This window comes from Serratia sp. JSRIV004 (assembly GCF_019968705.1).
GTDB classification, from domain to species: domain Bacteria; phylum Pseudomonadota; class Gammaproteobacteria; order Enterobacterales; family Enterobacteriaceae; genus Chania; species Chania fonticola_B.
Window position 1 is genome coordinate 3693143 of the sequence record NZ_CP074140.1, and the last position, 25154, is coordinate 3718296.

General features: G+C 54.7%; 30 protein-coding genes. 21 read left to right on the plus strand and 9 right to left on the minus strand.

The genetic code is table 11. The features are described from left to right. Positions 1-60 precede the first annotated feature (60 nt). A complete protein-coding gene (locus KGP21_RS17735; protein ID WP_021805692.1) occupies positions 61-699 on the minus strand; it encodes a TetR/AcrR family transcriptional regulator in 639 nt (212 codons plus the stop codon). Positions 700-907: 208 nt separating this feature from the next. Here KGP21_RS17735 and KGP21_RS17740 point away from each other — a divergent pair, with 208 nt between their 5' ends. From KGP21_RS17740 to KGP21_RS17750, 3 genes are all read left to right on the plus strand, one after another. Next, positions 908-1843, plus strand: coding sequence for a nitronate monooxygenase family protein (locus KGP21_RS17740; protein WP_021805693.1), 936 nt, complete (start codon positions 908-910; stop codon positions 1841-1843). A gap of 199 nt (positions 1844-2042) precedes the next feature. Beyond that, positions 2043-2231: a type II toxin-antitoxin system HicA family toxin gene (locus tag KGP21_RS17745; protein ID WP_021805694.1), complete on the plus strand. Its 189-nt coding sequence runs from the start codon at positions 2043-2045 to the stop codon at positions 2229-2231. A gap of 27 nt (positions 2232-2258) precedes the next feature. Next, entirely contained in the window at positions 2259-2672 is a 414-nt protein-coding gene (locus KGP21_RS17750; protein ID WP_021805695.1) for a type II toxin-antitoxin system HicB family antitoxin, read from the plus strand. A 32-nt stretch (positions 2673-2704) separates the two neighbouring features. Here KGP21_RS17750 and tcyN read toward each other — a convergent pair whose 3' ends face one another. The 7 genes from tcyN to KGP21_RS17785 all read right to left on the minus strand — a co-directional run bounded on the left by tcyN (position 2705) and on the right by KGP21_RS17785 (position 8884). Further along, positions 2705-3457: an L-cystine ABC transporter ATP-binding protein TcyN gene (tcyN, locus tag KGP21_RS17755; RefSeq protein ID WP_021805696.1), complete on the minus strand. Its 753-nt coding sequence runs from the start codon at positions 3455-3457 to the stop codon at positions 2705-2707. Positions 3458-3460: 3 nt separating this feature from the next. Next, complete coding sequence (gene tcyL, locus KGP21_RS17760; RefSeq protein ID WP_021180972.1) at positions 3461-4123, minus strand: cystine ABC transporter permease; 663 nt, start codon at positions 4121-4123, stop codon at positions 3461-3463. Further along, positions 4123-4923, minus strand: a complete 801-nt coding sequence (gene tcyJ / locus KGP21_RS17765; RefSeq protein WP_021180971.1) for a cystine ABC transporter substrate-binding protein — start codon at positions 4921-4923, stop codon at positions 4123-4125. Before tcyJ ends, tcyL begins: the two co-directional genes overlap by 1 nt. A gap of 118 nt (positions 4924-5041) precedes the next feature. Further along, on the minus strand, positions 5042-6028 hold the full coding sequence (locus KGP21_RS17770) for a D-cysteine desulfhydrase (RefSeq protein WP_021805697.1): 987 nt from the start codon (positions 6026-6028) through the stop codon (positions 5042-5044). 126 nt (positions 6029-6154) lie between these two features. Next, a complete protein-coding gene (gene fliZ, locus KGP21_RS17775) occupies positions 6155-6664 on the minus strand; it encodes a flagella biosynthesis regulatory protein FliZ (RefSeq protein ID WP_021805698.1) in 510 nt (169 codons plus the stop codon). 60 nt (positions 6665-6724) lie between these two features. Continuing rightward, positions 6725-7447, minus strand: coding sequence for an RNA polymerase sigma factor FliA (locus KGP21_RS17780; RefSeq protein WP_021180968.1), 723 nt, complete (start codon positions 7445-7447; stop codon positions 6725-6727). 180 nt (positions 7448-7627) lie between these two features. Then, entirely contained in the window at positions 7628-8884 is a 1257-nt protein-coding gene (locus tag KGP21_RS17785; protein WP_218519196.1) for a FliC/FljB family flagellin, read from the minus strand. Positions 8885-9167: 283 nt separating this feature from the next. Here KGP21_RS17785 and fliD point away from each other — a divergent pair, with 283 nt between their 5' ends. From fliD to KGP21_RS17805, 4 genes are all read left to right on the plus strand, one after another. Then, positions 9168-10571, plus strand: a complete 1404-nt coding sequence (fliD, locus tag KGP21_RS17790; protein WP_094983056.1) for a flagellar filament capping protein FliD — start codon at positions 9168-9170, stop codon at positions 10569-10571. 23 nt (positions 10572-10594) lie between these two features. Further along, a complete protein-coding gene (gene fliS / locus KGP21_RS17795) occupies positions 10595-11005 on the plus strand; it encodes a flagellar export chaperone FliS (protein ID WP_021180965.1) in 411 nt (136 codons plus the stop codon). Continuing rightward, positions 11005-11373 (plus strand): flagella biosynthesis regulatory protein FliT, encoded by a 369-nt coding sequence (gene fliT, locus KGP21_RS17800; protein WP_021805702.1) that lies wholly within the window; start codon positions 11005-11007, stop codon positions 11371-11373. Before fliS ends, fliT begins: the two co-directional genes overlap by 1 nt. Positions 11374-11686: 313 nt before the next feature. Beyond that, entirely contained in the window at positions 11687-12553 is an 867-nt protein-coding gene (locus tag KGP21_RS17805; protein ID WP_021805703.1) for a helix-turn-helix transcriptional regulator, read from the plus strand. An 817-nt stretch (positions 12554-13370) separates the two neighbouring features. On the opposite strand, the gene fliE is transcribed toward KGP21_RS17805, so the two are convergent. Continuing rightward, positions 13371-13685 carry a flagellar hook-basal body complex protein FliE gene (gene fliE / locus KGP21_RS17810; RefSeq protein ID WP_024528887.1) on the minus strand — a complete coding sequence of 105 codons (315 nt, stop codon included), beginning with the start codon at positions 13683-13685 and terminating at the stop codon, positions 13371-13373. Between the two features lie 318 nt (positions 13686-14003). Between fliE and fliF the strand changes: the two genes are divergently transcribed. The 14 genes from fliF to sra all read left to right on the plus strand — a co-directional run bounded on the left by fliF (position 14004) and on the right by sra (position 25130). Beyond that, entirely contained in the window at positions 14004-15692 is a 1689-nt protein-coding gene (fliF, locus tag KGP21_RS17815; RefSeq protein ID WP_223535918.1) for a flagellar basal-body MS-ring/collar protein FliF, read from the plus strand. Continuing rightward, on the plus strand, positions 15689-16681 hold the full coding sequence (gene fliG / locus KGP21_RS17820) for a flagellar motor switch protein FliG (protein ID WP_021180960.1): 993 nt from the start codon (positions 15689-15691) through the stop codon (positions 16679-16681). The genes fliF and fliG overlap by 4 nt, the downstream gene beginning before the upstream one ends. Then, entirely contained in the window at positions 16674-17372 is a 699-nt protein-coding gene (fliH, locus tag KGP21_RS17825; RefSeq protein ID WP_021805705.1) for a flagellar assembly protein FliH, read from the plus strand. The genes fliG and fliH overlap by 8 nt, the downstream gene beginning before the upstream one ends. Next, entirely contained in the window at positions 17372-18733 is a 1362-nt protein-coding gene (gene fliI, locus KGP21_RS17830) for a flagellar protein export ATPase FliI (RefSeq protein ID WP_223535920.1), read from the plus strand. The genes fliH and fliI overlap by 1 nt, the downstream gene beginning before the upstream one ends. Positions 18734-18751: 18 nt before the next feature. Next, positions 18752-19198, plus strand: coding sequence for a flagellar export protein FliJ (gene fliJ, locus KGP21_RS17835; RefSeq protein ID WP_021180957.1), 447 nt, complete (start codon positions 18752-18754; stop codon positions 19196-19198). After that, entirely contained in the window at positions 19195-20415 is a 1221-nt protein-coding gene (locus KGP21_RS17840; RefSeq protein ID WP_223535922.1) for a flagellar hook-length control protein FliK, read from the plus strand. Before fliJ ends, KGP21_RS17840 begins: the two co-directional genes overlap by 4 nt. Positions 20416-20550: 135 nt before the next feature. Next, a complete protein-coding gene (fliL, locus tag KGP21_RS17845; protein ID WP_021180955.1) occupies positions 20551-21042 on the plus strand; it encodes a flagellar basal body-associated protein FliL in 492 nt (163 codons plus the stop codon). A gap of 6 nt (positions 21043-21048) precedes the next feature. Then, positions 21049-22053, plus strand: a complete 1005-nt coding sequence (fliM, locus tag KGP21_RS17850) for a flagellar motor switch protein FliM (protein WP_021180954.1) — start codon at positions 21049-21051, stop codon at positions 22051-22053. Then, positions 22046-22459, plus strand: a complete 414-nt coding sequence (gene fliN / locus KGP21_RS17855; protein ID WP_021180953.1) for a flagellar motor switch protein FliN — start codon at positions 22046-22048, stop codon at positions 22457-22459. The genes fliM and fliN overlap by 8 nt, the downstream gene beginning before the upstream one ends. Continuing rightward, positions 22459-22863: a flagellar biosynthetic protein FliO gene (gene fliO / locus KGP21_RS17860; protein WP_059201112.1), complete on the plus strand. Its 405-nt coding sequence runs from the start codon at positions 22459-22461 to the stop codon at positions 22861-22863. Before fliN ends, fliO begins: the two co-directional genes overlap by 1 nt. Continuing rightward, positions 22860-23615 carry a flagellar type III secretion system pore protein FliP gene (gene fliP / locus KGP21_RS17865; protein ID WP_059201113.1) on the plus strand — a complete coding sequence of 252 codons (756 nt, stop codon included), beginning with the start codon at positions 22860-22862 and terminating at the stop codon, positions 23613-23615. The genes fliO and fliP overlap by 4 nt, the downstream gene beginning before the upstream one ends. A gap of 31 nt (positions 23616-23646) precedes the next feature. Beyond that, positions 23647-23916: a flagellar biosynthesis protein FliQ gene (gene fliQ, locus KGP21_RS17870; RefSeq protein ID WP_021180950.1), complete on the plus strand. Its 270-nt coding sequence runs from the start codon at positions 23647-23649 to the stop codon at positions 23914-23916. 2 nt (positions 23917-23918) lie between these two features. Next, on the plus strand, positions 23919-24701 hold the full coding sequence (gene fliR, locus KGP21_RS17875) for a flagellar biosynthetic protein FliR (RefSeq protein ID WP_021805709.1): 783 nt from the start codon (positions 23919-23921) through the stop codon (positions 24699-24701). A 210-nt stretch (positions 24702-24911) separates the two neighbouring features. Then, entirely contained in the window at positions 24912-25130 is a 219-nt protein-coding gene (gene sra / locus KGP21_RS17880) for a stationary-phase-induced ribosome-associated protein (protein ID WP_141234381.1), read from the plus strand. Positions 25131-25154: the final 24 nt, after the last annotated feature.

The following is a 25154-nucleotide window of genomic DNA, read 5'->3' on the forward strand; positions in this document are numbered from 1 at the left end:
AGTAACACCACCAACCCCGCAGCAACGCGGGGTTTTTTTATTGTCTGGAGTATGAGATAGCTAAAACCGACAGGATGTGGAAATCGCTTGCCATTGATCCATAAAGATATCCACCAACCCGGAGAGCTCTTCTCGGGTTGCGCCATTGCGGGCTTGCACAGACATGCCCTGAATGACATTGGCAATGTACTTACCCAGCAGAGCACAGTTGGTGTTTTCCGGCAGTTCTCCCTGGCGGACACGCAGCTCCAGGCACTCGACAATTTTTCTCTCTGCGGAATTTCGTGGCTGGCTAAGCTGGTTAAATAACGCCTCATCCTCAGCAGACATCCCAAAAGTGGCAACAACCATAAAGCAGCCGGCGGGAGTCTCCGAGTCGGTAAACCAATCAACGCAGGTACGCAGCAACTGCTCAATCACCTGTGGCAAAGGGAGATCGTCCTGTTCAAGGATCACATCTCTGGCGTGGCCGTAAGTAGCCAGATACTTATCCACCGCAGCACAAAATAGGCCTTCCTTGTTGCCAAACTCAGCATATAGCGAAGAGGGTTTGGTTCCTGTTTCCTCAATCAGTTGAGCCATCGACGTAGGTTCATAGCCAAAGCGCCAGAACAAGCCCATAGCCTTCTCAAGCACATCATCGCGATCGAGTTTTTTAGGCCTGCCACGTGCAGGCCGCTCCGGTAGGTCCTTTCTCATGTATAGGGCTCCTGGGCCTTGGCGACACCATTTATGTAACGATCACTATAAAATATTGCCCCAGTATATACCATCGCGCCATTTAAAATAACGATCATTACAAAATATGATTGCATCATCGCCACTCTGCGCGTATGGTCATTAAATAACGATCATTACATAATCTGTAAGGGTCGTCCTGCGCAGTACTTTACTAAGGAATGGGATCATGAAATTACAGCGTTTATTGGCGATCGAAACACCGGTTATCCAGGCCTCCATGGTATGGCTGAACTCAGCCGAACTGGCCGCTGCGGTATCCAACGCCGGGGGGCTGGGAGTACTAGGCCCGAATGCCGGACGCCAGGTTGCCAACGGCGGAATAGTGGCGACCGTAGAGGCTTTCCGCCAGGAAATAAGGAAAACCAGAAGCTTAACGGATAAACCCTTTGCCGTTAATTACCTCCTGCCCATCGAAGGAGTCGATATCAGTTATAAATACGCCGAGCCATTACTGGAGGTCATCCTGCAGGAAAAAATTAACATCGTCATAACCAGTGGTAAGGATATTACCCAAGGTGAAGCGTACATCCGCAGGCTGAAAGAGGCCGGAGTTATCGTTATTCACCGCGAAATCTCACCGACGGTCGAAAACTCCATCATGGCGGAAAACATCGGGGTAGATGCGATCATTGTCACCGGTCATGAGGCAGGGGGACACCTGAGTGAACACCGTATCAGCACCCTGGTCCTGCTGCCCCAGGTCACCGATGTGGTCAAAATCCCGGTGATTGCCGCCGGAGGTATCTATAACCTGAAAACCGCAAAGGCCGCCATGGCAATGGGAGCTGCCGGGATCTATGTCGGCACACGCTTTATCACCACATTTGAATCCCCTGCCAGCCTCAATACCAAACAAGCGATTGTCGACGTTCGGTCTGAGGAGTTGCTCGAAATTAATACCCCGGCGGGAGATATTCGCGTCATCGCCACCGAGAGTATCCGCGCCGGACGCGGCGAGAGCGAAGTGGGCATCATCAAGACAGGTATGTTAGACGGAGATCACCAATATGGCGTGATCACGGTGTCTGGTGCCGCAGGCGGCATTAGTGAAATTAGCAGCGTGAAGGAAGTGGTCTGCGAATTCTCTTCCGCCTTTCATTAATAGGTTCTGCTGAGTAGCTGGTAGCACCACGAACATCCAAAGAGGCCCTGCAGAATGAAGATGGCTGCCCCTATTGCGAGCCTCTTCGCAAACCCCGCATTGACGCGGGGTTTTTTATTGCCTGCATAAAAATCAGCCGATAACGTATTCATCTCCTTGCCAATAAATGTGTATGGTGTGTATCATAGGGAGTGAACAGGTGAAAAGTTCAGAACTGATTAAACGACTCGAAAGCCATGGTTGGGTTCTACAACGGATCAAAGGCAGCCACCATCAATTCAAACACCCCAACTCATCGTTGGTGATCACCGTGCCTCATCCCAATAAGGATGTGAAATTGGGAACGCTGCGGCAAATCATGAAGGATGCAGGGTTGCTTAATTCCTAGACCATTTCGCAACGACGAGGTAACACTATGTTTTATCCCGCTTATATACATGCCGAGCCAGATGGCAGCGCCAGCGGCTTTTTTCCCGATGTGCCCGGCTGCTACTTTGCCGGAGTCAGTCTCGATCAAACCTTCCAGGACGCCAAAAGCGCTCTGGATGCCCACTTTGAATTATTGAGTGAAAACAATCAGGTCATTCCACGCCCACAGGCAGTGTCCTTCCATCTGGCTCAGGACAACGACGCTCTCAACGGCGGCCAGTGGTTGCTGGTGGATATTAATATGGACAAGTTTGATGGCCGGGCAGAACGCATCAATATCACGTTGCCCCATAGGCTGCTCAACCGTATTGATGCGCTGGTGCAGCAGCATCCGGGCTATGGCAGCCGCAGCGCATTTCTCGCCGCCGCAGCGCGTAATGAGTTGTTAAAGGCAGGATAACGAGGTTAAGGGGGCATTGCCCCCTGACAAGATCACTGATTGAGAAACTTATCCAGAAACTGCTTGGTGCGCTGATGCTGCGGGTTGGCGAACAACGCCTTCGCGGGCCCCTGCTCGACAATGCGGCCATGATCCATAAAAATGGCGCGATCGGCCACGTCACGGGCAAAGCTCATTTCGTGGGTGACGATCACCATGGTGCGTTTCTCTTCTGCCAAGGCGCGAATGGTATTGAGCACTTCGCCAACCAGTTCAGGATCCAGCGCAGAGGTCGGTTCATCAAACAAAATGACCTCGGGCTGCATCGCTAACGCCCTGGCAATGGCTACGCGCTGCTGCTGACCGCCGGACAAACGTTTAGGGTAGGCCTGCTCTTTACCGCTCAGCCCCACTTTTGCCAACAGGACACGCGCCAGTTTTTCAGCGCTGGCCTTAGCCTCTCCTTTAACAATCACCGGTCCTTCGATGATGTTTTCCAGCACCGAACGGTGGGGAAACAGGTTGAAGCTCTGAAACACAAAGCCCACCTGCTGGCGCAGGGCTCGTACCTGATTTTTTTGTTTGCTCAGCGGGCGAGCGCTGTCGATCAAGATGTCACCGACACGGATAGTGCCAGAATCCGGCACCTCCAGCAGGTTGATGCTGCGTAGCAAGGTCGTCTTACCGGAACCACTCGGCCCGATAATCGCCACCACTTCACCCGCGTTCACCTCAAGATCGATGCCGTGTAATACGGTTTGCCCTTTGAACTTTTTAACCAACTGTCTGACTTCGATGGCGCTCATCGGCTACTCCTGATCCTGACGGTTAACGTGCGCTTCCAGGCGGTTCTGCAACGCGGAAAGCAAGGTGGCCATCACCCAGTAGATCAGCGATGCCGCCAGATACATGGCGAACACTTCCAGCGTACGTGAAGTGATCAACTGCGCCTGACGGAACAGCTCCGGCACCTGAATGGTCGCCGCCAGCGAGGTATCTTTGACCAAACCGATAAAGCTGTTGCCCAGCGGAGGCAGCGCGGTGCGAGCCGCCTGCGGCAGGATCACCCGGCGCAGGGTCTGCCAGGGCGTCATGCCGATACTGGCCGCCGCTTCCCACTGCCCTTTATCGATCGAGGAGATCGCCGCACGCAGCGTTTCCGAGGTATAGGCTGCGGTGTTTAACGAAAGGCCGATTAATGCCGCCGGGAATGGATCCAACTCGATGCCAAACTGCGGTAAGCCGTAATAGATCATAAACAGCTGGGCGATCAGCGGCGTACCGCGAAACAGGGAAACGTAGATGCGTGACAGCCAGGAGATCGGCCATAACGGCGAAAGGCGCATCAGCGCCAACAAAAACCCGAGGATCAAACCGAGCGCCATGCCACCCAGACTGAGCTGGAGGGTCAACAGCGCACCCCGTAATAAAAATGGCGCTGAATCCAGCGCCAGTTGAATACTCTCTTGCATTATTTAGTTACGTCCGCGCCAAACCATTTTTCAGAGATCTTCGCCAACGTCCCGTCTTTCTGCATTTCGGCAATCGCCTGATCGATAGCGGCCAGCAGTTCCGGATTGTTTTTACGCACCGCTACGCCAGCTTCCTGGCGAGAGAATGCCGGGCCAGCGACGGCCAGCGTATCACCGGTTTTCTTCACCAGATCCAACGCCGCCAGACGGTCGACCAAAATGGCATCGATGCGGCCTACGCGCAGATCCTGATACTTGGTTGGGTCATCGTCGTAGGTACGCACATCAACACCCTGCACGTTGTCACGCAGCCACTGTTCGTAGTTGGTGCCCAGACCCACGCCGACCTTCTTGCCCTTCAGATCGTCGGCCTTGGTAATAATGCCTTCGTTGCCTTTCTTCACCAGCGCCTGGATACCGGAAACGGTGTATGGGGTAGAGAAATCGTACTTTTTCTTACGCTCATCGGAGATGGTGACCTGGTTGATCACCACGTCGATACGCTTGGACTCCAACGAGGCCAGCATGCCATCCCATTTGGTTGGATTGAGCTTGGCCTTCACCCCCAGATGTTCCGCCAGTGCATTAGCGAAGTCCACCTCAAAGCCGGTCAGTTTGCCGTCCTCCCCCTGGAAGCTGAACGGCGGATAGGTGCCTTCCAGCCCAACGATCAGCGTACCGCGCTGCTTGACCTGATCGAGCAGGTTATCGGCCGCGTAGGTTTTCACGTTCAAGCCGGTGGTCAGCGCCACGGCCATCACACCCAGCAGCAGTTGACGACGAAATTTTGAAAAGACCATAGACACCCCATCTGTTGTTTATCTTTTTGATTTCATGACTTTAACAGTCATAAATACTTCATAAAGGAATATAACCTAATAACTATAGTTCTAAATGGAATAACAACTTTGCTCGGCATCAGACCTGCGGGTGATAAGCAAACAGCGCCGGTGCCCCACCGGTGTGCACAAACAGGATCGGACCTTCATCGCGAAAACGTTTCTGGCTGATGCCATCAATCAACCCCGCCATCGCCTTACCAGTATAGACCGGGTCCAGCAGCACACCTTCCTGCTGCGCCAACAGCTTCACCGCCGCCGTACCTTCGTCATTCGGCATACCGTACTGCGGGGCAAAATAGTCATCCCACAAGGTTATGGGGGCCAGCTCGTCAATATTCAGCGAACAGGCGACCGCTTTTTGCAACTGTTCAACCTTCGGTAACTGATCGATCACCTTGCGGGAAACGGTCACGCCAATCAGTTCGCTCTCCGGCAGCAGTTGCTGTAGCCCCACCGCCAGACCGGCGTGAGTCCCGGCACTGCCGGATGCCACTACGATCGAACTGAAGTTGATGCCATGGCTTTGTGCTGCAATTTCCAGCGCACACTGCACATAGCCCAATGAGCCGAGCGCGTTGGAACCGCCTACGGGGATGACATAAGGACGGAAACCCTGGGCTTCCAAACGTGTGGCCAGATCGGCCAGTTGCATCTGCGGATCGTGCAAGGCATCGCACATCACCACTTCAACATTGAACAGATCGAGCAGCAGGCGATTACCGTTACTGAGGTAGTTTTCCGCTTTGGTGTCGATGGGGTTTTCCAACAGCGCTACGCATTGCAGGCCGAGCTTGGCCGCCACGGCGGCGGTCTGGCGAACGTGGTTGGATTGAATGGCACCGGCGGTAACCAGGGTATCGGCCCCTTGGCGTACCGCGTCGGCGGCTAAAAACTCCAGCTTTCTCAGCTTGTTGCCACCCATTGCCATCGGAGTGACATCGTCACGTTTGATGTAAATTTCGCGGCCAAGGTAGTCTGAAAGGCGGGATAACTTTTCGAGCGGCGTGGCAGAGCCAACCAAATCCAGGCGCGGGAATTGCGCCAGTTGCTGTTGCAGATCCACAACTTCCCCCAGGGAATAAAATAACGGTGTTTGAGTGATAGATTTATCAGATGTGCTCTGAATAATCACTCTTTATTCGTGGGGATGGCTGCAGGGTAACCCGGCCAACCGACCGGGTCAGGTCAATCAATAACTTTTTTGCCAGGCCAGGTATTGGTCGTATTTGCGCAGCGCAATGCGGTAGTTATCGCTCGCCGCCGGTGGCAGATCGTCAATAATACGCTGATGGTTGAAGGCGCTGGCAAACTGATCGGCAGGATAGTTGTGTGCCACCAGCATTTCATCCAGGCGCCGCAGGCGCACGACATATTCACGGATGGTGCTGTGGTTCATCTCGGTCTGTTCAAACAGATACTGTTTAAACGCCATGATGTCGAAGTAACTGGGGTGACTATTACAGGAGATTTCACTACAAAACCGGCATAGCGCGGTCAACTCGCTTTGCACGTTTTGCCAGACCTGATCGTCAATCGGCTGATCCATCCGGGCGATGGCTTCCTTATTGATGATCTTGCCACGGAACACCAGTGCCATGCGGTCTAGCACCTTCTCGCACTGGGAACAATGGGTTTGGCTGTGTTTATAATCTTTCAGGTAGCGGCTGAGTGGCCGTTTCTTCAACTGTTTTCCTGGCATCTTTTGCAGTCCATTTATTGCGGCAGTAATCAGGTTGGTTAGGGAGGCAGGCTTGGGGGTTCAGTTGTCCTGAGCCAGACGTGCCCGCAGGCGTTTGATTGCCTGGCTATGCAACTGGCTGACTCGCGACTCACCCACATCGAGCACTGCGCCAATTTCCTTCAGATTCAACTCCTCCTGGTAATACAGCGTCAGCACCAGTTTTTCGCGTTCCGGCAGCGCCTCGATGGCATCGATCACCCGCTGGCGCAGATTGCCTTCCAACAGTTGATGCAACGGATTGGCAGCTTCATGACCTTCCAGCACCGGTTCGGCGCTGTCGCCATGCTCTTCCTGCCATTCGTCGTAGGAAAATAGCTGGCTATTATTGGTGTCCAACAGGATCTGGCGATACTCGTCCAGCGAGACATCCAACCCCTGTGCCACCTCCATTTCGCTGGCCGGGCGGCCGAGCCGCTGTTCCAACTGCTGCATCATGCGCGCCACTTCCCGAGCGTTGCGGCGTACGCTGCGCGGCACCCAGTCACGGCTACGCAACTCGTCGAGCATCGCACCGCGAATACGCTGCACGGCATAGGTCGTGAAGGCCGTTCCTTGCAGGGCATCGTAACGCTCAACGGCGTTCAACAGCCCGATTCCCCCTGCTTGCAGCAGATCGTCCAGTTCCACGCTGGCGGGCAGCCTAACCTGCAGGCGTAACGCCTCGTGGCGCACTAGCGGAACGTAGCGCAGCCAGAGAGAATTTTTGTCCATGACGCCTTCGGCGGTATACAGATCGCTCACTATGTCTAACCTGCGGATAACGGAGTCATGGCTATTATCCGTAGCAGGCGCAATACCAATCGTCTGAACAGCCGTACAAAACGGGCTTTATTTGTGCCATGTAAAAACCCTGATGGCAGCAAAAGACAAAAAACCCTGCCGAAGCAGGGTTTGGATGACAGGCTAATCTGAAGGAATCGATTAACGCAGCAGGGTCAGTACGTTCTGGGTAGACTGGTTAGCCTGGGCCAGAACAGAGGTGCCAGCCTGTTGCAGGATGTTGGCACGGCTCATGTTGGACACTTCGGTCGCGTAGTCAGCATCCTGAATACGAGACTGGGAAGCAGACAGGTTGTTCACGGTGCTGTTCAGGTTGTTGATAACAGAATCGAAACGGTTCTGTACCGCACCCAGGGAAGAACGCAGGCCGTCAACTTGTGACAGAGCTTTGTCCAGGGTTGCCAGTGGGTCGACAGTTTTTGGATCGGTAGACTGTTGTGCGCCTTTGGTTACTTTGCCAGCGGCATCTACAGTAGCGGCATAGTAAGCGTCGTTACCGTTGTCATCCTTACCTTTAATCATATAACCCGCTTTACCAGCCGGATCGGTATAGGAATGCAGTTCATCGCTGCCAGTTAAACCAGTAACGGCGGTGGTACCCACTTTAACTTGAGCCTGTTCCTTGATCCCAGCGGTAGACTTAGCAGTCGCAGTGGTAGAATCCCAGGTCACTTTACCGTCAGCTGCAACAGCGGCATCGTAGATAGAGCCATCGGTAGCTTTTACAAAGAAATCAGTGCCATTCGTAGTGTAAAGCTTGCTATCGCTGGTTTTTGGCGTGCCATTCGCATCAGCTTGAATAGCTGGTGGGCCCATTTTATCAACGTTGGTTAATGCTGCTGCGCCCACTTTGGCAGTATCGATTGGGTTTGCTACGCTGAATTTATCCAAGCCCAGAGTCTTGGCATTGATATCTTTCAGATCGATATCGATGGTTTCACCATCGTTAGCACCGACCTGAATGGTCAGTTTCTGGTCGCTGCTCAACACTTTCACGCCGTTGAAATCGGTTTGCTCTGAAATACGGTTGATTTCGTTCAGACGCTGAGAGATTTCATCCTGGATTGACTGCAGGTCGCTAGATGAGTTAGAACCGTTCTGAGACTGCACGGTCAGACGACGGATGTTCTGCAGGTTGTCGTTGACTTCGTTCAGTGCGCCTTCAGTGGTCTGCGCCAGAGAGATACCGTCGTTAGCGTTACGGGAAGCCTGAGTCAGGCCCTTGATGTTAGCTGTGAAACGGTTAGAGATCGCCTGACCCGCAGCGTCATCCTTCGCGCTGTTGATACGCAGACCGGAAGACAGACGCTCGATAGCGGTCCCCAGAGAAGACTGAGATTTGTTCAGGTTGTTCTGCGCCATCAGCGACAGGCTGTTGGTATTAATTACTTGTGCCATAATTTGCTTTCCTTACGAATCAGTTGCGACGTTCGCATTCACAATTAAAGGGTTCGGACCTTGTTGGTCCACGGCGTCAACCACCGTCTCCTCAGGTATCGGCGCTCCCCCCACAACCTTTAGATTTTTTTTCCGTTTTTTTCACTTTTCGCCAATGGCGCGAATAACGCTGTTTTTCCCTCTTCTACTGCGCCATCGTTTTTTCTATTTATCCGTAAACTTTTTACATACTGAGCCGATAACGCATAGAGCGTAAAAGTCATTGACCATAGGAGAATCACGAATGGCATCGATTAGTTCATTAGGCATCGGCTCAGGGCTGGACCTCAACGGCTTGCTGGACAAGCTGACCAAGGCGGAACAACAACGTCTGACACCTTATACAACCCAGCAAACCAGCTATAACGCCAAGCTGACTGCCTACGGCACGTTGAAAAGCTCGCTGGAAAAATTCGATAACCTGAGCAAGGATTTGGCCAAGCCAGAATTCTTTAACAATACTACCGCCACCACTCACGATCAGTTTAACGTGACTACCACCGCCAAATCGGTCCCGGGTAATTACAGCGTCGAGGTGCTGCATCTGGCACAGCCGCAAACCTTGACGACAAAGGCCGATATTAACGATCAAGCGGAGAAACTGGGCACTAGCGGCGCCAGCGATCGTTCAATATCGATCACCGCTGGCAATCCCCCTAAAGAGGTCAAAATCCCGCTAGGTGACGATCAAACCTCACTGCTGGAAATGCGTGATGCGATTAACGGCGCCAAAGCCGGGGTGAACGCCACCATCATGCGCGTGGGCGACAACGACTATCAGTTGGCCATCAGTTCCTCCACCACCGGCGAAAAAAATACGGTTAAGGTGCAGGTTAATAATGACGATAAACTGGGAGCGATCTTAAATTATGATCCTACCAGCACCAGCAACGCGATGAAGGAAACGGTCAAAGGCCAGGATGCCGAGTTGACCATCAACGGCACCACCATCAAGCGCAGCACCAACTCGATCGCCGACGCCCTGCAAGGGGTGACGCTGGATCTGAAAACCATCACCAAACCGGGCGAACCGCAGAACCTGGTGGTCACCGCCGATAAAAGCGGCACTTCGGACAAGGTCAAGGCTTGGGTTGATAGCTATAACTCGCTGTTGGATACCTTTAATTCCCTGACGAAATACACCCCAGTAAAGAGTGGTGAAGCACAGAACAACAAAAATGGGGCGCTGTTGGGTGACAACACGCTGCGCGGCATCCAATCCTCCATTAAGAGCGCGCTAAGCGCCGCACAGGACAACCCAGAGCTGAAGGGCTTGGGCAACCTGGGTATTACTACCAATACCAAAACCGGCAAACTGGAATTGGACAGCGAAAAGTTAAAAAAAGCGATCGATGAAAAACCCGATCAGGTGGCCAATTTCTTCGCTGGTGATGGTAAAGAGAGCGGTATGGCGACGGAAATCCACAATGAGATCCAAAACTATATCAAGGCCGGTGGCGTGATTGAGAACTCGACCAAGAGTATCAATACCAACCTCGACCGTTTGAATACCCAAATCACCCGCGTGACCGAAAGTATTCAAAGCTCCATCGATCGTTACAAACAGCAATTTGTTCAGTTGGATACCATGATGTCGAAACTGAATGGTACCAGTAATTATTTAACCCAACAGTTCACGTCTAAATAGGCGCGTTAACCAGGTAAAATAGCATGTACAACCGCAGCGGAACCCAGGCTTACGCCCAGGTTAGTGTAGAAAGTGGCGTGATGGGTGCCAGCCCGCACCAGCTCATCGTGATGCTATTCGACGGGGCGCTCAGCGCCCTGCTTCGTGCACGCATCCTGATGGATCAGGGGAATATCGCCGGCAAGGGGCTGGCGATCTCAAAAGCCATTAATATCATTGATAACGGGCTAAAAAATGGCCTCAATCATGAACAGGGAGGGGAGATCGCCGATAATCTCGCCGCCTTATATGACTATATGAAACGCCGTCTGATGCAGGCCAACCTGCACAATGATGTCGCGGCCCTTGACGAAGTCAGCGGGCTGCTGGAGAACATTGCCGACGCCTGGCGTCAAATTGGCCCCAATTATCAACCCGTTCAGGACGGCGTATAATGGAACACCACCAACAACTGCTATTGGCCTATCAAAAGATCCATAGCCTGAGCGAGCAAATGATCACACTGGCGCAGGCTGGCCAGTGGGATGCGCTGATTGAAATGGAGATCACCTACGTTCAGGCGGTAGAAAAAACCGCCCAACTGGCGGGTATCCCTGAGCCATCTTCGAGCTTGCAGGATATTTTACGCGGTAAATTGCAGCAAATCCTCAAAAACGAAACCGAAGTGAAGCGACTGATGCAGCGACGCATGGACGAATTAACGGTTTTGATCGGGCAGTCTACCCGCCAGAGCGCGGTCAACAGCACCTACGGTCAATTCCATGACCGCGCTTTGCTGCTTGGTGAGCCGCAATCAAGATAAATCTTATGTTTAACCGCCTATCCTAAGTAATTAATAGGATAAAACACTATTATTATCCCGTTGCACCATAATATAAACGCATGAGATTTGAATAATTCGTATGGCAGGTAATGCATGAAAATGCAAACCGCTGGCACTATTGCCGATTTAATGGATAACACTTATCCCGACACGGACGTTTTCTGTTCAACAGGAAACTGATTCTTGACAAGTAAATTATCGAGTTGTGATCGGCAACAGGCGAAAAAATGTTGCTCCATCCTCCAGCAAAGCGTAAAGATATTCGTAGATAATAACGATGAAATGAATATTGATGGAACGCTTAATTAATTTTTGTCCCGGGATCGGTGCCTCAGCACACATCATTCAGCATACTGAACTGCGACTTCCGTCGCTCTATTTTGAGCAGACGCATCTGTTTTTGATCCAGCAAGGGCAAACACGTATACGGTGGAAGCAACGGGAGGTGGTAGCTCGCGCCGGAGAGCTGTTGATCGTAGAAGGTGGGCTAACCGCCGATGTGATTAATAGTCTTTCAGACAGCGGAGTATACAGCTGCCAACTGCTGATTTGCGATCCCTTGCTGTTTGATACGGTAGCCAATGCGCCTATCGCGCCGCCTACTCCTTTCACTGGCGTCACTACGCTGACGAAGCTGCCCTGCCCGTTCTTGCACAGTTTTGAAACCGCGGCGCTGGCACTGACGCTGCACGATCGTTTTCCCCAGATGATTATCCGCCATAAAATGTGCGAAATCCTACTGTGGCTGGCACACCTGGGGATCCGCTTTACTCACCAGGAAGCCAATAATCTGACCCAGCAGGTGCGCCGCTTGCTGGCAAGCGATCCGCAACGGATTTGGACCGCCGCCGAGGTGGCTGAAAATCTGATGATGAGCGAGGTGGTGCTGCGGCGCAAACTGTCGGCGGAGAATAGCGCCTTGCGCAACCTGATGATCGATGTACGTATGAGCCGCGCGCTGCTGTTATTGCAGGCCACAGACTGGCCGATCTCCGCCATTGCACAATATGTGAGCTATGAAAGTTCTTCTCGTTTTGCCGAACGCTTTCGTAAACGATTCGGCTTCGCGCCTACCGCCATCCGTGGGCACCAGCGAATTATGCAGCCCACCGCCGCGCAGCCTCCGGCATATCCATGGCTAAATACGGTAGAGGAATAGATGCTGGGTTTAACAACGGCAGGCTGAGGATGTGACTAAGGCCACCCTGAGTGGCCCGTACATCAGTTGAATTTAACTAACACATAGGTCAATACGGCCAACACAATTAACATGACAATGCTGAAAAAACGCCATCTTACTTCACTTTTAGTGCTCATCACTTTTCCCGAATAAATACTATTAGCGCGATTATTTCCATAGAAAAAATAACATCCTTGTAAAGCTGTGGATCTTTCATCTTATTCACAAAGCATCAGCCTACTCCAAAGCACGGTCAAAAAAATAATAGCCACCGCACAACAGGAATTAGGTCTTTCAATAAAACAGAGATATTTCTTTAAGTTACACCGCTCACGGTTCTCTGGCATTGCTTGAATGAGACTCAATCTCTTCAGCGTAAGCGATTATTTTTTTGCGTGGTTTACGAGCGACACCGTACGAATCCACTCAAAGATATAAGACAGTTCCTGGGCTCGATGAGGATATATCTACATTACACCCTCGCTAATTGACATTTAGGACAATAACTACAAATATTAGCTTAATTAACCAATTTCAAGGAGGATAAGATAATGGAGTATTTGGTAGCATCGCTGACTGTTTTATGCCTTTTTTCCTTTAAGAAACACGCCAAAGTCATTGATAGTAAAAAGATTGGTGTTGCCCATAAAAAACACCGACGACGCTCAAGACACCGGCTTGCCATGATTTATTGATTAGGCAAACGGGTCGAAAACCACTGAAAATCACATTAGGGAGGCTTACGCCAATACAGAATAGATTATCTGTTTGCGCTATAGCCACCCTTTATTTACCGCTACACCGCCATATTCATGACGTCTTGATAAGCCGCAACCAGTTTATTACGTACCTGCACACCCAGTTGCAAAGACACCGAAGACTTCTGCAGATCGACCATTACGTCGTTCAAACTGATACCCGGCACACCCAATTCAAAATCCTGTGCTTGCTGACGCGCAGTTTGCTGAGTCTCGCTGATCTTACCGAGAGCCGCCTTTAACTCATTGGCAAAACTGGCTCCCTGCACCGGATCGTTTTGTCGCAGCGCTCCGGCCTGAACCGCCGTGGCTTGCAACTGCTGCACCACTCCTTCAATACCCTGAATTGCCATCATGACCTCGTTACTTCATTCATACCCTATGGATTTCAAGCGCTGGCCTGAAAAACGGCGGGAAAACCGCGCCTTCATTCGCCTGCATGATCCCGATGCTGCACACCCTACCACAGTGCTTTCCGGTTAAAGCGGCTAATTAACTGCAAAAACACCGGTTTATCGGGCCATCAAAACTTGCCCCTAGAGCAAATAATGGCATGCCCAAAAATGGGGGCGCTTTTGTTAGGCCGTAAAGAACTGTGTATTCAGGGAGTCTGTTTTGTCATCACACAACAACGCTAGCCATACCTCGAACCCGCCAGAGTGGGTACCAGCATGAATGGTGAAAGCCGTGATAACGGCCTGCTGGCCCTATGGAATCGCTTGCGTGCCAACCCTAAAATTCCACTGCTGATCGCGGCCTCGGCGGCGATCGCCATCGTGGTTGCGCTGATGCTATGGGCCAAAAGCCCGGATTACCGCGTGCTGTACAGCAATCTCAACGATCGTGACGGCGGCGCTATCGTCACGCAACTCACGCAGATGAACATCCCCTATCGCTTTACCGAGAACGGCTCGGCGTTGATGATCCCGGCGGAGAAGGTGCATGAAACCCGCCTGCGTCTGGCGCAGCAGGGGCTGCCCAAGGGAGGTGCCGTCGGCTTTGAACTGCTGGATCAGGAAAAATTCGGCATCAGCCAGTTCAGCGAACAGATCAACTACCAGCGCGCGCTGGAAGGCGAACTGTCACGCACTATCGAATCCCTGGGGCCGGTACAGAATGCCCGTGTGCATCTGGCACTGCCTAAGCCTTCGCTGTTTGTACGCGAACAAAAGAACCCCTCAGCTTCCGTGACGCTCACGCTGCAACCTGGCCGCACTTTGGACGACGGCCAGATCAATGCCGTGGTGTATATGGTATCCAGCAGCGTGGCCGGTTTGCCACCGGGCAACGTCACGGTGGTCGATCAGGCTGGCCGCCTGCTGACCCAATCTGACGGCACCGGACGCGATCTCAATGCCGCACAGTTGAAGTACGCCAATGAGGTTGAGAACCGCTATCAGCGTCGTATTGAAGCTATTCTGGCACCGATTGTCGGCAGCGCGAACGTGCGTGCACAGGTAACGGCACAAATCGATTTCTCCACCCGCGAGCAAACCGACGAACAGTACCAGCCCAACCAACAGCCGGATAAATCTGCAATACGCTCCAGACAGCTCAGCCAGAGTGAACAGAACGGCGGGCAACAGATCGGCGGCGTACCGGGTGCCCTTTCCAACCAGCCAAGTGCAGCGCCGACTGCACCGATAGAAACACCAAAAACTACGGCGGCGGGCAATACAAATACTCCTGCCACGGCAAGCAATGCCAATAACAGCACGCGTACCGGGGCTAGCGGTAACGTAGCGCAAAACAGTCGCCGTGATGAAACCACCAACTACGAGGTGGATCGCACCATTCGTCATACCCAGCACAAGGCTGGAGCGGTGGAACGCCTGTCGGTCGCCGTGGTGCTCAACACCCTGGGTACCGATAAAGACGGTAAACCACAGCCGATGAGCAAAGAACAGTTGGCTCAGGTGGAGTCGCTGGTCCGTGAAGCGATGGGTTACTCCAGCAGCCGTGGCGATACGCTTAACGTGGTCAACACCCAGTTCAATGATGTAGAGCAGACCGGCGGCGAGTTGCCTTTCTGGCAGTCACAGTCGTTTATCGATCAGTTGTTCAACGCAGGCCGCTATTTGCTGGTGCTGCTGGTGGCCTGGATTTTGTGGCGCAAGCTGGTTCGTCCGCAGCTGCAAAGCCGTCAGGTGGCGCAACAAGCTGCAGTGGCCGCTGCCAATACGCCAGCCAGTCGCCCGGCTGAGGTGAACAAGCCAAGTCATGAAGAGCAGGCGCTGCACAAGAAATCACAGCAGCGCGTCAATGCTGAAGTCCAGGGCCAGCGGATCCGCGAACTGGCAGATAAAGATCCACGCGTGGTGGCCCTGGTGATCCGTCAATGGATGAGTAACGAACTATGAGTCTGACAGGTACCGAAAAGAGCGCCATCCTGCTGATGACGCTGGGTGAAGATCGCGCCGCCGAAGTCTTCAAGCACCTCTCGTCACGGGAAGTGCAGCAGTTGAGTGGCACCATGGCCAGTATGCGCCAGGTGTCCCACAAACAGTTGGGGGAGGTCCTCAGAGAGTTTGAAGACGATGCCGAACAGTATGCCGCGCTGAGCGTCAATGCCAGCGACTACCTACGCTCGGTGCTGGTAAAAGCCTTGGGTGAAGAACGTGCCAGCAGCCTGCTGGAGGATATTCTCGAATCACGCGAAGACACCTCCGGCATGGAAACGCTCAACTTTATGGAGCCGCAGAGCGCGGCCGATCTGATCCGCGACGAACACCCGCAGATCATTGCCACCATCCTGGTTCACCTCAAGCGCGGCCAGGCGGCGGATATCCTGGCACAGTTCGAGGAGCGCCTGCGCAACGACGTGATGCTGCGTATCGCCACCTTCGGCGGTGTACAGCCAGACGCCCTGGCAGAGCTGACCGAAGTGCTGAACAATCTGCTGGACGGCCAGAACCTCAAGCGCAGCAAAATGGGGGGTGTCCGTACCGCCGCCGAGATTATCAACCTGATGAAAACCCAGCAGGAAGAGGCGGTTATTGGTGCCATGCGTGACTACGACGGCGAGCTGGCGCAGAAGATCATCGACGAAATGTTCCTGTTCGAAAACCTGGTCGAAGTGGACGATCGCAGCATCCAGCGCCTGTTGCAGGACGTGGAAAGCGAATCCCTGTTGATCGCCTTGAAAGGGGCCGAACAGCCGCTGCGCGAGAAGTTCCTCAAGAACATGTCGCAACGTGCCGCCGATATCCTGCGCGACGATCTGGCCAACCGTGGCCCGGTGCGGATGTCGCAGGTGGAGAACGAACAGAAGGCTATCCTGTTGGTGGTACGCCGCCTGGCAGAAACCGGCGAAATGATCATCGGCGGTGGCGAGGACACCTATGTCTGATCGCCTCAACACCCTGCCCTGGCAGCCCTGGTCGCTTAACGATCTGGCGGATCCCAAACCGGTGCTGGAACCGGAAAGCCCGCCTGAAGTGATCGTCATCCCGCAGGATGACAGCATCAACGAACAGCAACGGCTGGAGATGCTGCGTTTGCAGGCCCAACAGCAAGGTCAGCAACAAGGCTTTGCCGAGGGCCAGCAGAAAGGCTATGACGCCGGTTTCCAGGCCGGGCTGGAGGAAGGCCGTCAGCAAGGCATTCTGGCGGGCCAACAGCAGCAGCAACCGATCACCGAACATTGGCAGCAGTTGGTCACCGAGTTCCAGCACACCCTGGACGCGCTCGACAGCGTGATTGCCTCGCGCCTGATGCAGTTGGCCCTGACGGCGGCCAAACAGGTCATCGGCCAAGCGCCGGTGTGCGATGGCACCGCCCTGCTCGGCCAGATCCAACAGTTGATCCAGCAAGAACCGATGTTCAGCGGCAAACCTCAGTTGCGCGTACACCCGGATGATTACGAACGGGTAGAGCAGCAGCTTGGCATGACACTCAGCCTGCACGGCTGGCGGCTGCTGGCCGACGGACAGTTACATCCAGGCGGCTGCAAGGTCAGTGCAGAAGAAGGCGATCTGGATGCCAGCCTGGCCACCCGCTGGCATGAACTGTGCCGTCTGGCCGCACCGGGAGAGCTGTGATGACCGTTCGTCTCGGCCGTTGGCTGAACTCGCTGGACAGTCTGGAAAAACGCATTGCCCGTGCGCCCGCGGTGCGCCGCTATGGCCGTCTGACGCGAGCTACCGGGCTGGTACTGGAAGCCACCGGTTTGCAGTTACCGCTGGGGGCCACCTGCCTGATCGAACGCCATGACAGCGGTGTGGTACAAGAGGTAGAAAGCGAGGTGGTCGGTTTTAACGGCCAGCGGCTGTTCCTGATGCCGCTGGAAGAAGTCGACGGCATCGTGCCCGGCGCTCGGGTCTATGCTCGCGTCTCCCCCGAAGGACAAAGCGCCAGCAAACAGTTACCCCTTGGCCCGGCACTGCTTGGCCGGGTGCTCGACGGCGGTGCCAAACCGCTCGATGGACTGCCAGCACCAGATACCGGCTACCGCGCGCCGCTGATCACCGCCCCGTTCAACCCGTTGCAGCGCACCCCGATCGAACAGGTACTCGACGTCGGTGTGCGCACCATCAACGGGCTGCTCACCGTGGGCCGCGGCCAGCGCATGGGCCTGTTCGCTGGTTCTGGTGTGGGTAAAAGCGTGCTGCTCGGCATGATGGCGCGTTATACCCAAGCCGACGTGATCGTCGTTGGGCTGATCGGCGAACGTGGCCGCGAAGTGAAAGACTTTATCGAAAACATCCTCGGCACCGAGGGACGCGCCCGTTCGGTGGTAATCGCTGCACCGGCAGACGTTTCGCCGCTGCTACGCATGCAAGGCGCCGCCTATGCCACCCGCATCGCCGAAGATTTCCGCGATCGTGGCCAACACGTGCTGCTGATTATGGATTCCCTGACCCGTTACGCCATGGCGCAACGTGAAATCGCCCTGGCAATCGGCGAACCCCCGGCTACCAAAGGCTATCCGCCTTCGGTATTCGCCAAACTGCCTGCTCTGGTAGAGCGTGCCGGTAACGGCATCAGCGGCGGCGGTTCCATCACTGCGTTTTATACCGTGTTGACCGAAGGTGATGACCAGCAAGACCCGATTGCCGATTCGGCACGCGCCATCCTTGATGGCCATGTGGTGCTCTCCCGGCGCCTGGCGGAAGCGGGCCACTACCCTGCCATCGATATTGAAGCGTCGATCAGCCGTGCCATGACCTCGCTGATCGACGAGGAGCATTACCGGCGGGTACGTAACTTCAAACAGATGTTGGCCAGTTACCAACGTAACCGCGATCTGATCAGTGTAGGAGCCTATGCCGCAGGCAGCGATCCGCTGCTGGACAAGGCCATGACGCTGTATCCGCAGATGGAAGCCTATCTGCAACAGGGCATTTTCGAACGCAGCAGCTACGACGATGCCTGCCAGCAGTTGCAGCAACTGATTGTTTAACCACGGAGCCTGAGCACCATGAAACCACAGTCACCGCTGATTATCCTGCGCGATCTGGCGCAGGATGCCGTAGAACAGGCCGCACAGCACCTCGGCCAGGCACGTCAGGCGCAACAGGCGGCGGAGCAACAGCTTGCCATGCTGCTCAACTACCAGGATGAGTATCGGCAAAAGCTGAACAACACCCTGTCTAGCGGCATGGGTTCCGCCAGTTGGCAAAACTACCAGCAGTTTATCGGCACGCTCGAGCAGGCCATCAGCCAGCATCGCCAGCAGTTGCTCCAGTGGAGCGAGAAAGTAGAACGCGCGGTCAAACAGTGGCAGGACAAACAGCAGCGGCTGAACGCTTTTGAAACGCTCAACACCCGTGCCCTCAGCGCCGAACTGATGCTGGAAAACAAGCGTGACCAAAAACTGATGGATGAGTTCGCTCAACGCAGTTCACAAAGGAATCTAAACCCATGAACCTCAACGTTCTCTCTGGCTTGCCCGCGACAGCTGATGGCACGGAGACTGGCCTTACCGCGCTGTCGTTGGATGATGCCGGACTGTCTGCCAGCTTTGCTCAACTGCTCGGCGAGCGCTTCATGCCTGAAGGTCAACTGAAAGGCAAGCCGAACGTGGCCCAGCTACTGGCCGAAGATCCACAAATCTCAACCCTCAGCCGCCAACAGCTTAACCAATTGCTGACCTCGCTCAGCGATCGTGGCCGTTTGCTGGCCGCTCCGCAGGAACTGGATACGGCAGACGATAGCCAAACCCGGTTAACCCAGCGCGATGACGAACAGCCGCTGCACCCTGTAGATACTTTGGATGCGGCCAGCTTGCAGGCTCTGTTTGCCATGCTGCCTGCCGCCGTAGTGCAACCGTTACCAGGAAATGGGGTCGCAACCGCCGCTGAGCCAAGCGGGGACGAAGCGCCGCTGACGGGAACCGCATCACTGTTAGCCACCCTGAGCGAAAAACCAGCGTTATCCACTGCTGGCCTGCCAGCGTCAAAATCGCAGCCGAACGCAGACGATAAATCCGCCTTGGCCGCCAAAACTGACGCGTCGTCAGTACTGTCTTCTCAGACCGATAACAATAAGGATAGCGGCACCACTCCACTGAAACTGGCGGCTGAATCGGCGCAATCTTCTGCAACGCCACAGCACGCAGCCCCTGCGCCAGTTTCCAGCCCGGTGATCGCCAGCCAACCCGTCAGCGCGACGGTGAGCGCACCGGCAACGCCACAGTTGAACGCTCAACTCGGCAGCCAGGAATGGCAACAGGCACTGAGTCAGCAGGTGCTGATGTTCCACCGCAACGGCCAGCAGAGCGCCGAGTTACGCCTACATCCGCAGGAACTGGGTGCCTTGCAAATCACGCTGAAGCTCGACGATAACCAGGCCCAGTTGCATATCGCCTCGGCACACGGCCAGGTTCGTGCGGCGGTGGAAGCCGCGCTGCCCCATCTACGCCATGCGCTGGCGGAAAGTGGTATCAACCTTGGCCAGAGCAGCGTTGGCGGTGAGTCACTGCCACAGCCGCAACAGTCACAGCAGCAGGCCTCTCACCAAGGCGGGCAGCCTTCTTACCGTGAACAACACGGCAGCGCGGAAACCGGCGTTGAAGCCCTGAGCGCCCCAGCAGCGCTGCAGGCGATGGCACGCTCGGTCGACGGCGTTGATATTTTCGCCTGACGGCGTGCAAACGCTCAAGCTGGCACGCTTTTCCCCGCCTATTCTGGCTATTGCAGCCCAGAATAAGCGGGATAATGGAATTACATGTATTGCGTGCAGCTTGTCAGCACGCAGAGAACAGGATTTGGCTTAGTAATGTCTCAGAACTCCCTTCCAACAGCAGCAACAAAAAAACGCCCAATACTGGTGATCCTGCTGGTACTGATCGCCTTAGGCGCATGTGGTGCCGCAGGCTACAGCTGGTGGTTGATGCAGCAGCATAAGAACGGTCAACCCGCCGCCGAGGAAAAAAAGCAGCCGCCTCCGGCCCCGGTGTTTATGCCATTGGATACCTTTACCGTCAATCTGGTGACGCCGGATAACAACCTGGACCGCGTGTTGTATATCGGCCTGACGCTGCGCCTGCCAGATGAAGAAACACGCCGCCGGTTGAACGATTTTCTGCCGGAAGTGCGTAGCCGTCTGCTAATGCTGCTTTCACGACAGGAAGCAAGCCAACTGGCCAACGAGCAAGGGAAACAGCAACTGGTGGCACAGATTAAAGACGTGCTCAGCCCACCGCTGGTGACGGGACAACCGAAGCAAGTGGTCAGCGATGTGCTGTTCACTGCCTTCATACTGCGGTAATAAACCATGGGCGACAATATTCTTTCACAGGCCGAGATCGACGCACTGCTCAATGGCGACAGCGCGGGGGATGAACCCGCCGCCGTCATCGGTCATGAAAGCGAGGTCAAACCTTACGATCCCACCACCCAACGGCGCGTGGTGCGTGAGCGCCTGCAAGCGCTGGAGATCATTAACGAGCGTTTTGCCCGTCAGTTTCGCATGGGGCTGTTTAACCTGTTGCGCCGTAGCCCGGATATTACCGTCGGGGCGATCAAGATCCAGCCATACCATGAGTTTGCCCGCAACCTGCCGGTGCCGACCAACCTGAACCTGGTCCACCTGAATCCATTGCGCGGCACGGCGCTGTTTGTGTTTGCCCCCAGCCTGGTGTTTATCGCCGTGGATAACCTGTTCGGTGGCGATGGCCGTTTTCCTACCAAGGTCGAGGGCCGGGAATTTACGCCAACCGAACAGCGGGTGATCAAACGCATGCTGCGCTTGGCGCTGGACGCCTATGGCGATGCCTGGAGCGCCATCTACAAGATCGATGTGGAATACGTACGTGCCGAAATGCAGGTCAAGTTCACCAATATCACCACCTCTCCCAACGATATCGTGGTAACCACGCCGTTCCAGGTGGAGATCGGGGCGCTGAGCGGTGAATTTAATATCTGTATTCCATTCGCCATGATCGAGCCACTGCGCGAGTTGCTGACTAACCCACCGGTGGAGAACTCCCGCCAGGAAGACAGCCAGTGGCGAGAAACGCTGGTGAAACAGGTTCAGCACTCCGAACTGGAGCTGATAGCCAACTTTGTCGATATCCCGATGCGCCTGTCGAAAGTGCTGAAACTCCAGCCGGGCGACGTGTTACCGATCGATAAACCGGAGCGCCTGATCGCCCATGTTGACGGCGTCCCGGTCTTGACCAGCCAATACGGCACCTTGAACGGGCAGTACGCCCTGCGTGTTGAACATTTGATTAACCCTATTTTGAATGCCCTGAGTGAGGAACGGCCCAATGAGTGATCCTAAACAACCGTCTGGCGAAGAGAAGGACTCCGTAGACGATCTGTGGGCTGATGCGTTTAACGAGCAACAGGCGACCGAAAAATCCGCCTCTACCGAGGGCGTATTCAAATCGCTGGAAGCTCAGGATGCGTTGGGTAGCCTGCAAGATATCGATCTGATCCTGGATATTCCGGTCAAGCTGACCGTGGAACTGGGCCGCACCAAGATGACCATCAAAGAGCTGCTGCGCCTGTCGCAAGGCTCGGTGGTGGCGTTGGATGGTCTGGCCGGTGAACCCTTGGATATCCTGATTAACGGCTATCTCATCGCCCAGGGCGAAGTGGTGGTGGTCGGCGACAAGTTCGGCGTACGCATCACCGATATCATCACGCCTTCCGAGCGCATGCGCCGCCTGAGCCGCTAATGAACCCCAACGCCAGCGTGCAGACACAAAGCACTCAGCAGCCCGCCGGTACGGCGCTGCCCACCGGCTCGGTATTGATGCAGGTCAGCAGCGCGCTCGGTGCTATTTTGCTGCTGATCCTGCTCGCTGGCTGGCTGTTTCGTCGGTTGGGCTTTGCCCCGCAGGCCCGTGGCAATCAAAAATTGCTCAACCTGCGTGCCAGCTGTCAGGTTGGCCAACGCGAACGGGTGGTGGTGGTTGAAGTGGATAACACCTGGCTGGTGCTGGGCGTTACGGCTCAGCAAATCACCCCGTTGCACACCCTGTCCGCGCCACCGACTCAGGAAGCAACCGATCACAAGTCACCGGCAGATTTCCGCCAACTGATGCAAAACGTCTTAAAACGCCCGGATAAATCGGCATGAATCCATTCTCCTACCGCCGGGCTTTTGGCCCGCTGCTGGCCGCAGGCCTGCTACTGCTCAGCCCTGCCGCTTTGGCACAGTTGCCGGGGCTGATTAGCCAACCTACGGCCAACGGCGGCCAAAGCTGGACGCTGCCGGTGCAGACGCTGGTACTGATCACCTCACTCAGCTTCCTGCCCGCGATGCTGCTGATGATGACCAGCTTTACCCGCATCATCATCGTGCTGGGGCTGCTGCGTAACGCCCTCGGCACCCCATCGGCACCGCCCAATCAGGTAATGCTGGGGCTGGCACTGTTTTTGACCTTCTTTATCATGTCACCGGTGTTCGACAAGGTATATCAGGATGCCTACCTGCCGTTCAGCCAGGACAAGATCAGCATGGAGGTAGCGATCGACAAAGGTTCGCAGCCGCTACGTGAGTTTATGCTGCGCCAGACGCGGGAAAGCGATCTCGCCCTGTACGCCAGGCTAGCTAACCTGCCCGCGTTGGAAGGTCCGGAGGCCGTCCCGATGCGTATTCTGTTGCCCGCCTATGTCACCAGTGAGCTGAAAACTGCCTTCCAGATTGGTTTTACCGTATTTATTCCGTTCCTGATCATCGACCTGGTGGTGGCCAGCGTGCTGATGGCGCTGGGGATGATGATGGTACCGCCCGCGACCATCTCGCTACCGTTCAAACTGATGTTGTTTGTGCTGGTGGATGGTTGGCAGTTGCTGTTGGGATCGCTGGCGCAGAGTTTTTACAGCTAGCAGACCCCCTCCCCTCTATTGGAGCAAAAAGATGACACCTGAATCGGTAATGGCGCTGGGTACGGAAGCGATGAAAGTGGCGCTGGCGCTGGCCGCCCCACTGCTGCTAGCCGCGCTGTTCAGCGGGCTGATCGTCAGCCTGTTGCAGGCCGCCACGCAGATTAACGAAATGACGCTGTCGTTCATTCCCAAAATTCTCTCCGTGGTCGCCACCCTGATCGTTGCCGGGCCGTGGATGCTCAATCTGCTATTGGACTACATGCGCATGCTGTTCAGCAACCTGCCGAACCTGATCGGCTAACCATGCTAACCTTTGACAGCGCCCAACTCAGCGTCTGGCTCAGCCAGTTCTTCTGGCCTCTGCTGCGCGTCCTGGCGCTGATTAGCACCGCCCCGCTGTTCAGCGAAAAGCAGATCTCCAAGCGGGTGAAAATTGGCTTGGGCGGTCTGATCGTATTGCTGATCGCCCCTACGCTGCCCACCAGCAATATCCCGCTGTTTTCTGTCACCGGCCTGTGGCTGGCCGTGCAGCAGATCCTGATCGGCGTGGCGATCGGTTTAACAATGCAGTTCGCCTTTGCAGCTGTGCGCCTGGCGGGTGAGGTGATCGGCATGCAGATGGGGCTGTCCTTTGCCACCTTCTTCGATCCTTCTGGCGGCCCCAATACGCCACTGCTGGCGCGCCTGCTGAACCTGCTGGCGATGTTATTATTCCTCAGCTTCGATGGTCACCTGTGGCTGATCTCGCTGCTGGCAGACAGCTTCCATACCCTGCCGATCCAGGCACGGCCGCTGAACGGCAACGGTTTCCTGGCGCTGACCCAGGCAGGAACGCTGATCTTCATTAACGGTATGATGCTGGCGCTGCCGCTGATCTGCCTGCTGCTGACGCTGAACCTGGCGCTTGGCCTGCTCAACCGCGTTACCCCGCAGCTTTCGGTGTTTGTGATCGGTTTCCCGGTTACGTTAACCATCGGCATGTTGACCCTTGGCATGATGATGCCGATGCTGGCCCCCTTCTGCGAACACCTGTTCGGTGAGTTTTTCGATCGGCTGGCGACGGTGATCGGCGGTATGTCCCCTTAATCCCGAGGTTACCCGCGAGACAAACTAGCAGGGAAAGATATTTTCCGAGATAAAAAGTTGAAAAAGCGAAATTAACCAGATTTAGCGGCGATTATTCTGCCGGGCTTGAATAATAAAATACCCCCCTTAGAATGGCCTCATTAAATAAATCCCACGCCGTATAAAAATACGGACCAAAGCCATTATTTTTGGTTGGCGATTTATTAAAAAATGGATAACCAAGAAAATAAAACAACGGAGCCTTCGGGCTACGGTATTTTATTTTTCTCAACTGACTTATCTCAATACGGCCAGGAGCACGGAATGAAGACGAAAACCAACAGGAAAGCACGCAGAGCCTTGGGTATGGCGCATTGGGTAACCAACCGCGTTCAGATTACGCCGTCAGCCTGCGGCAAGATTTGGACCGTAGCCAAAAAGAAAAAATAATCTGTTTTTAATGCGTAGCGTTAA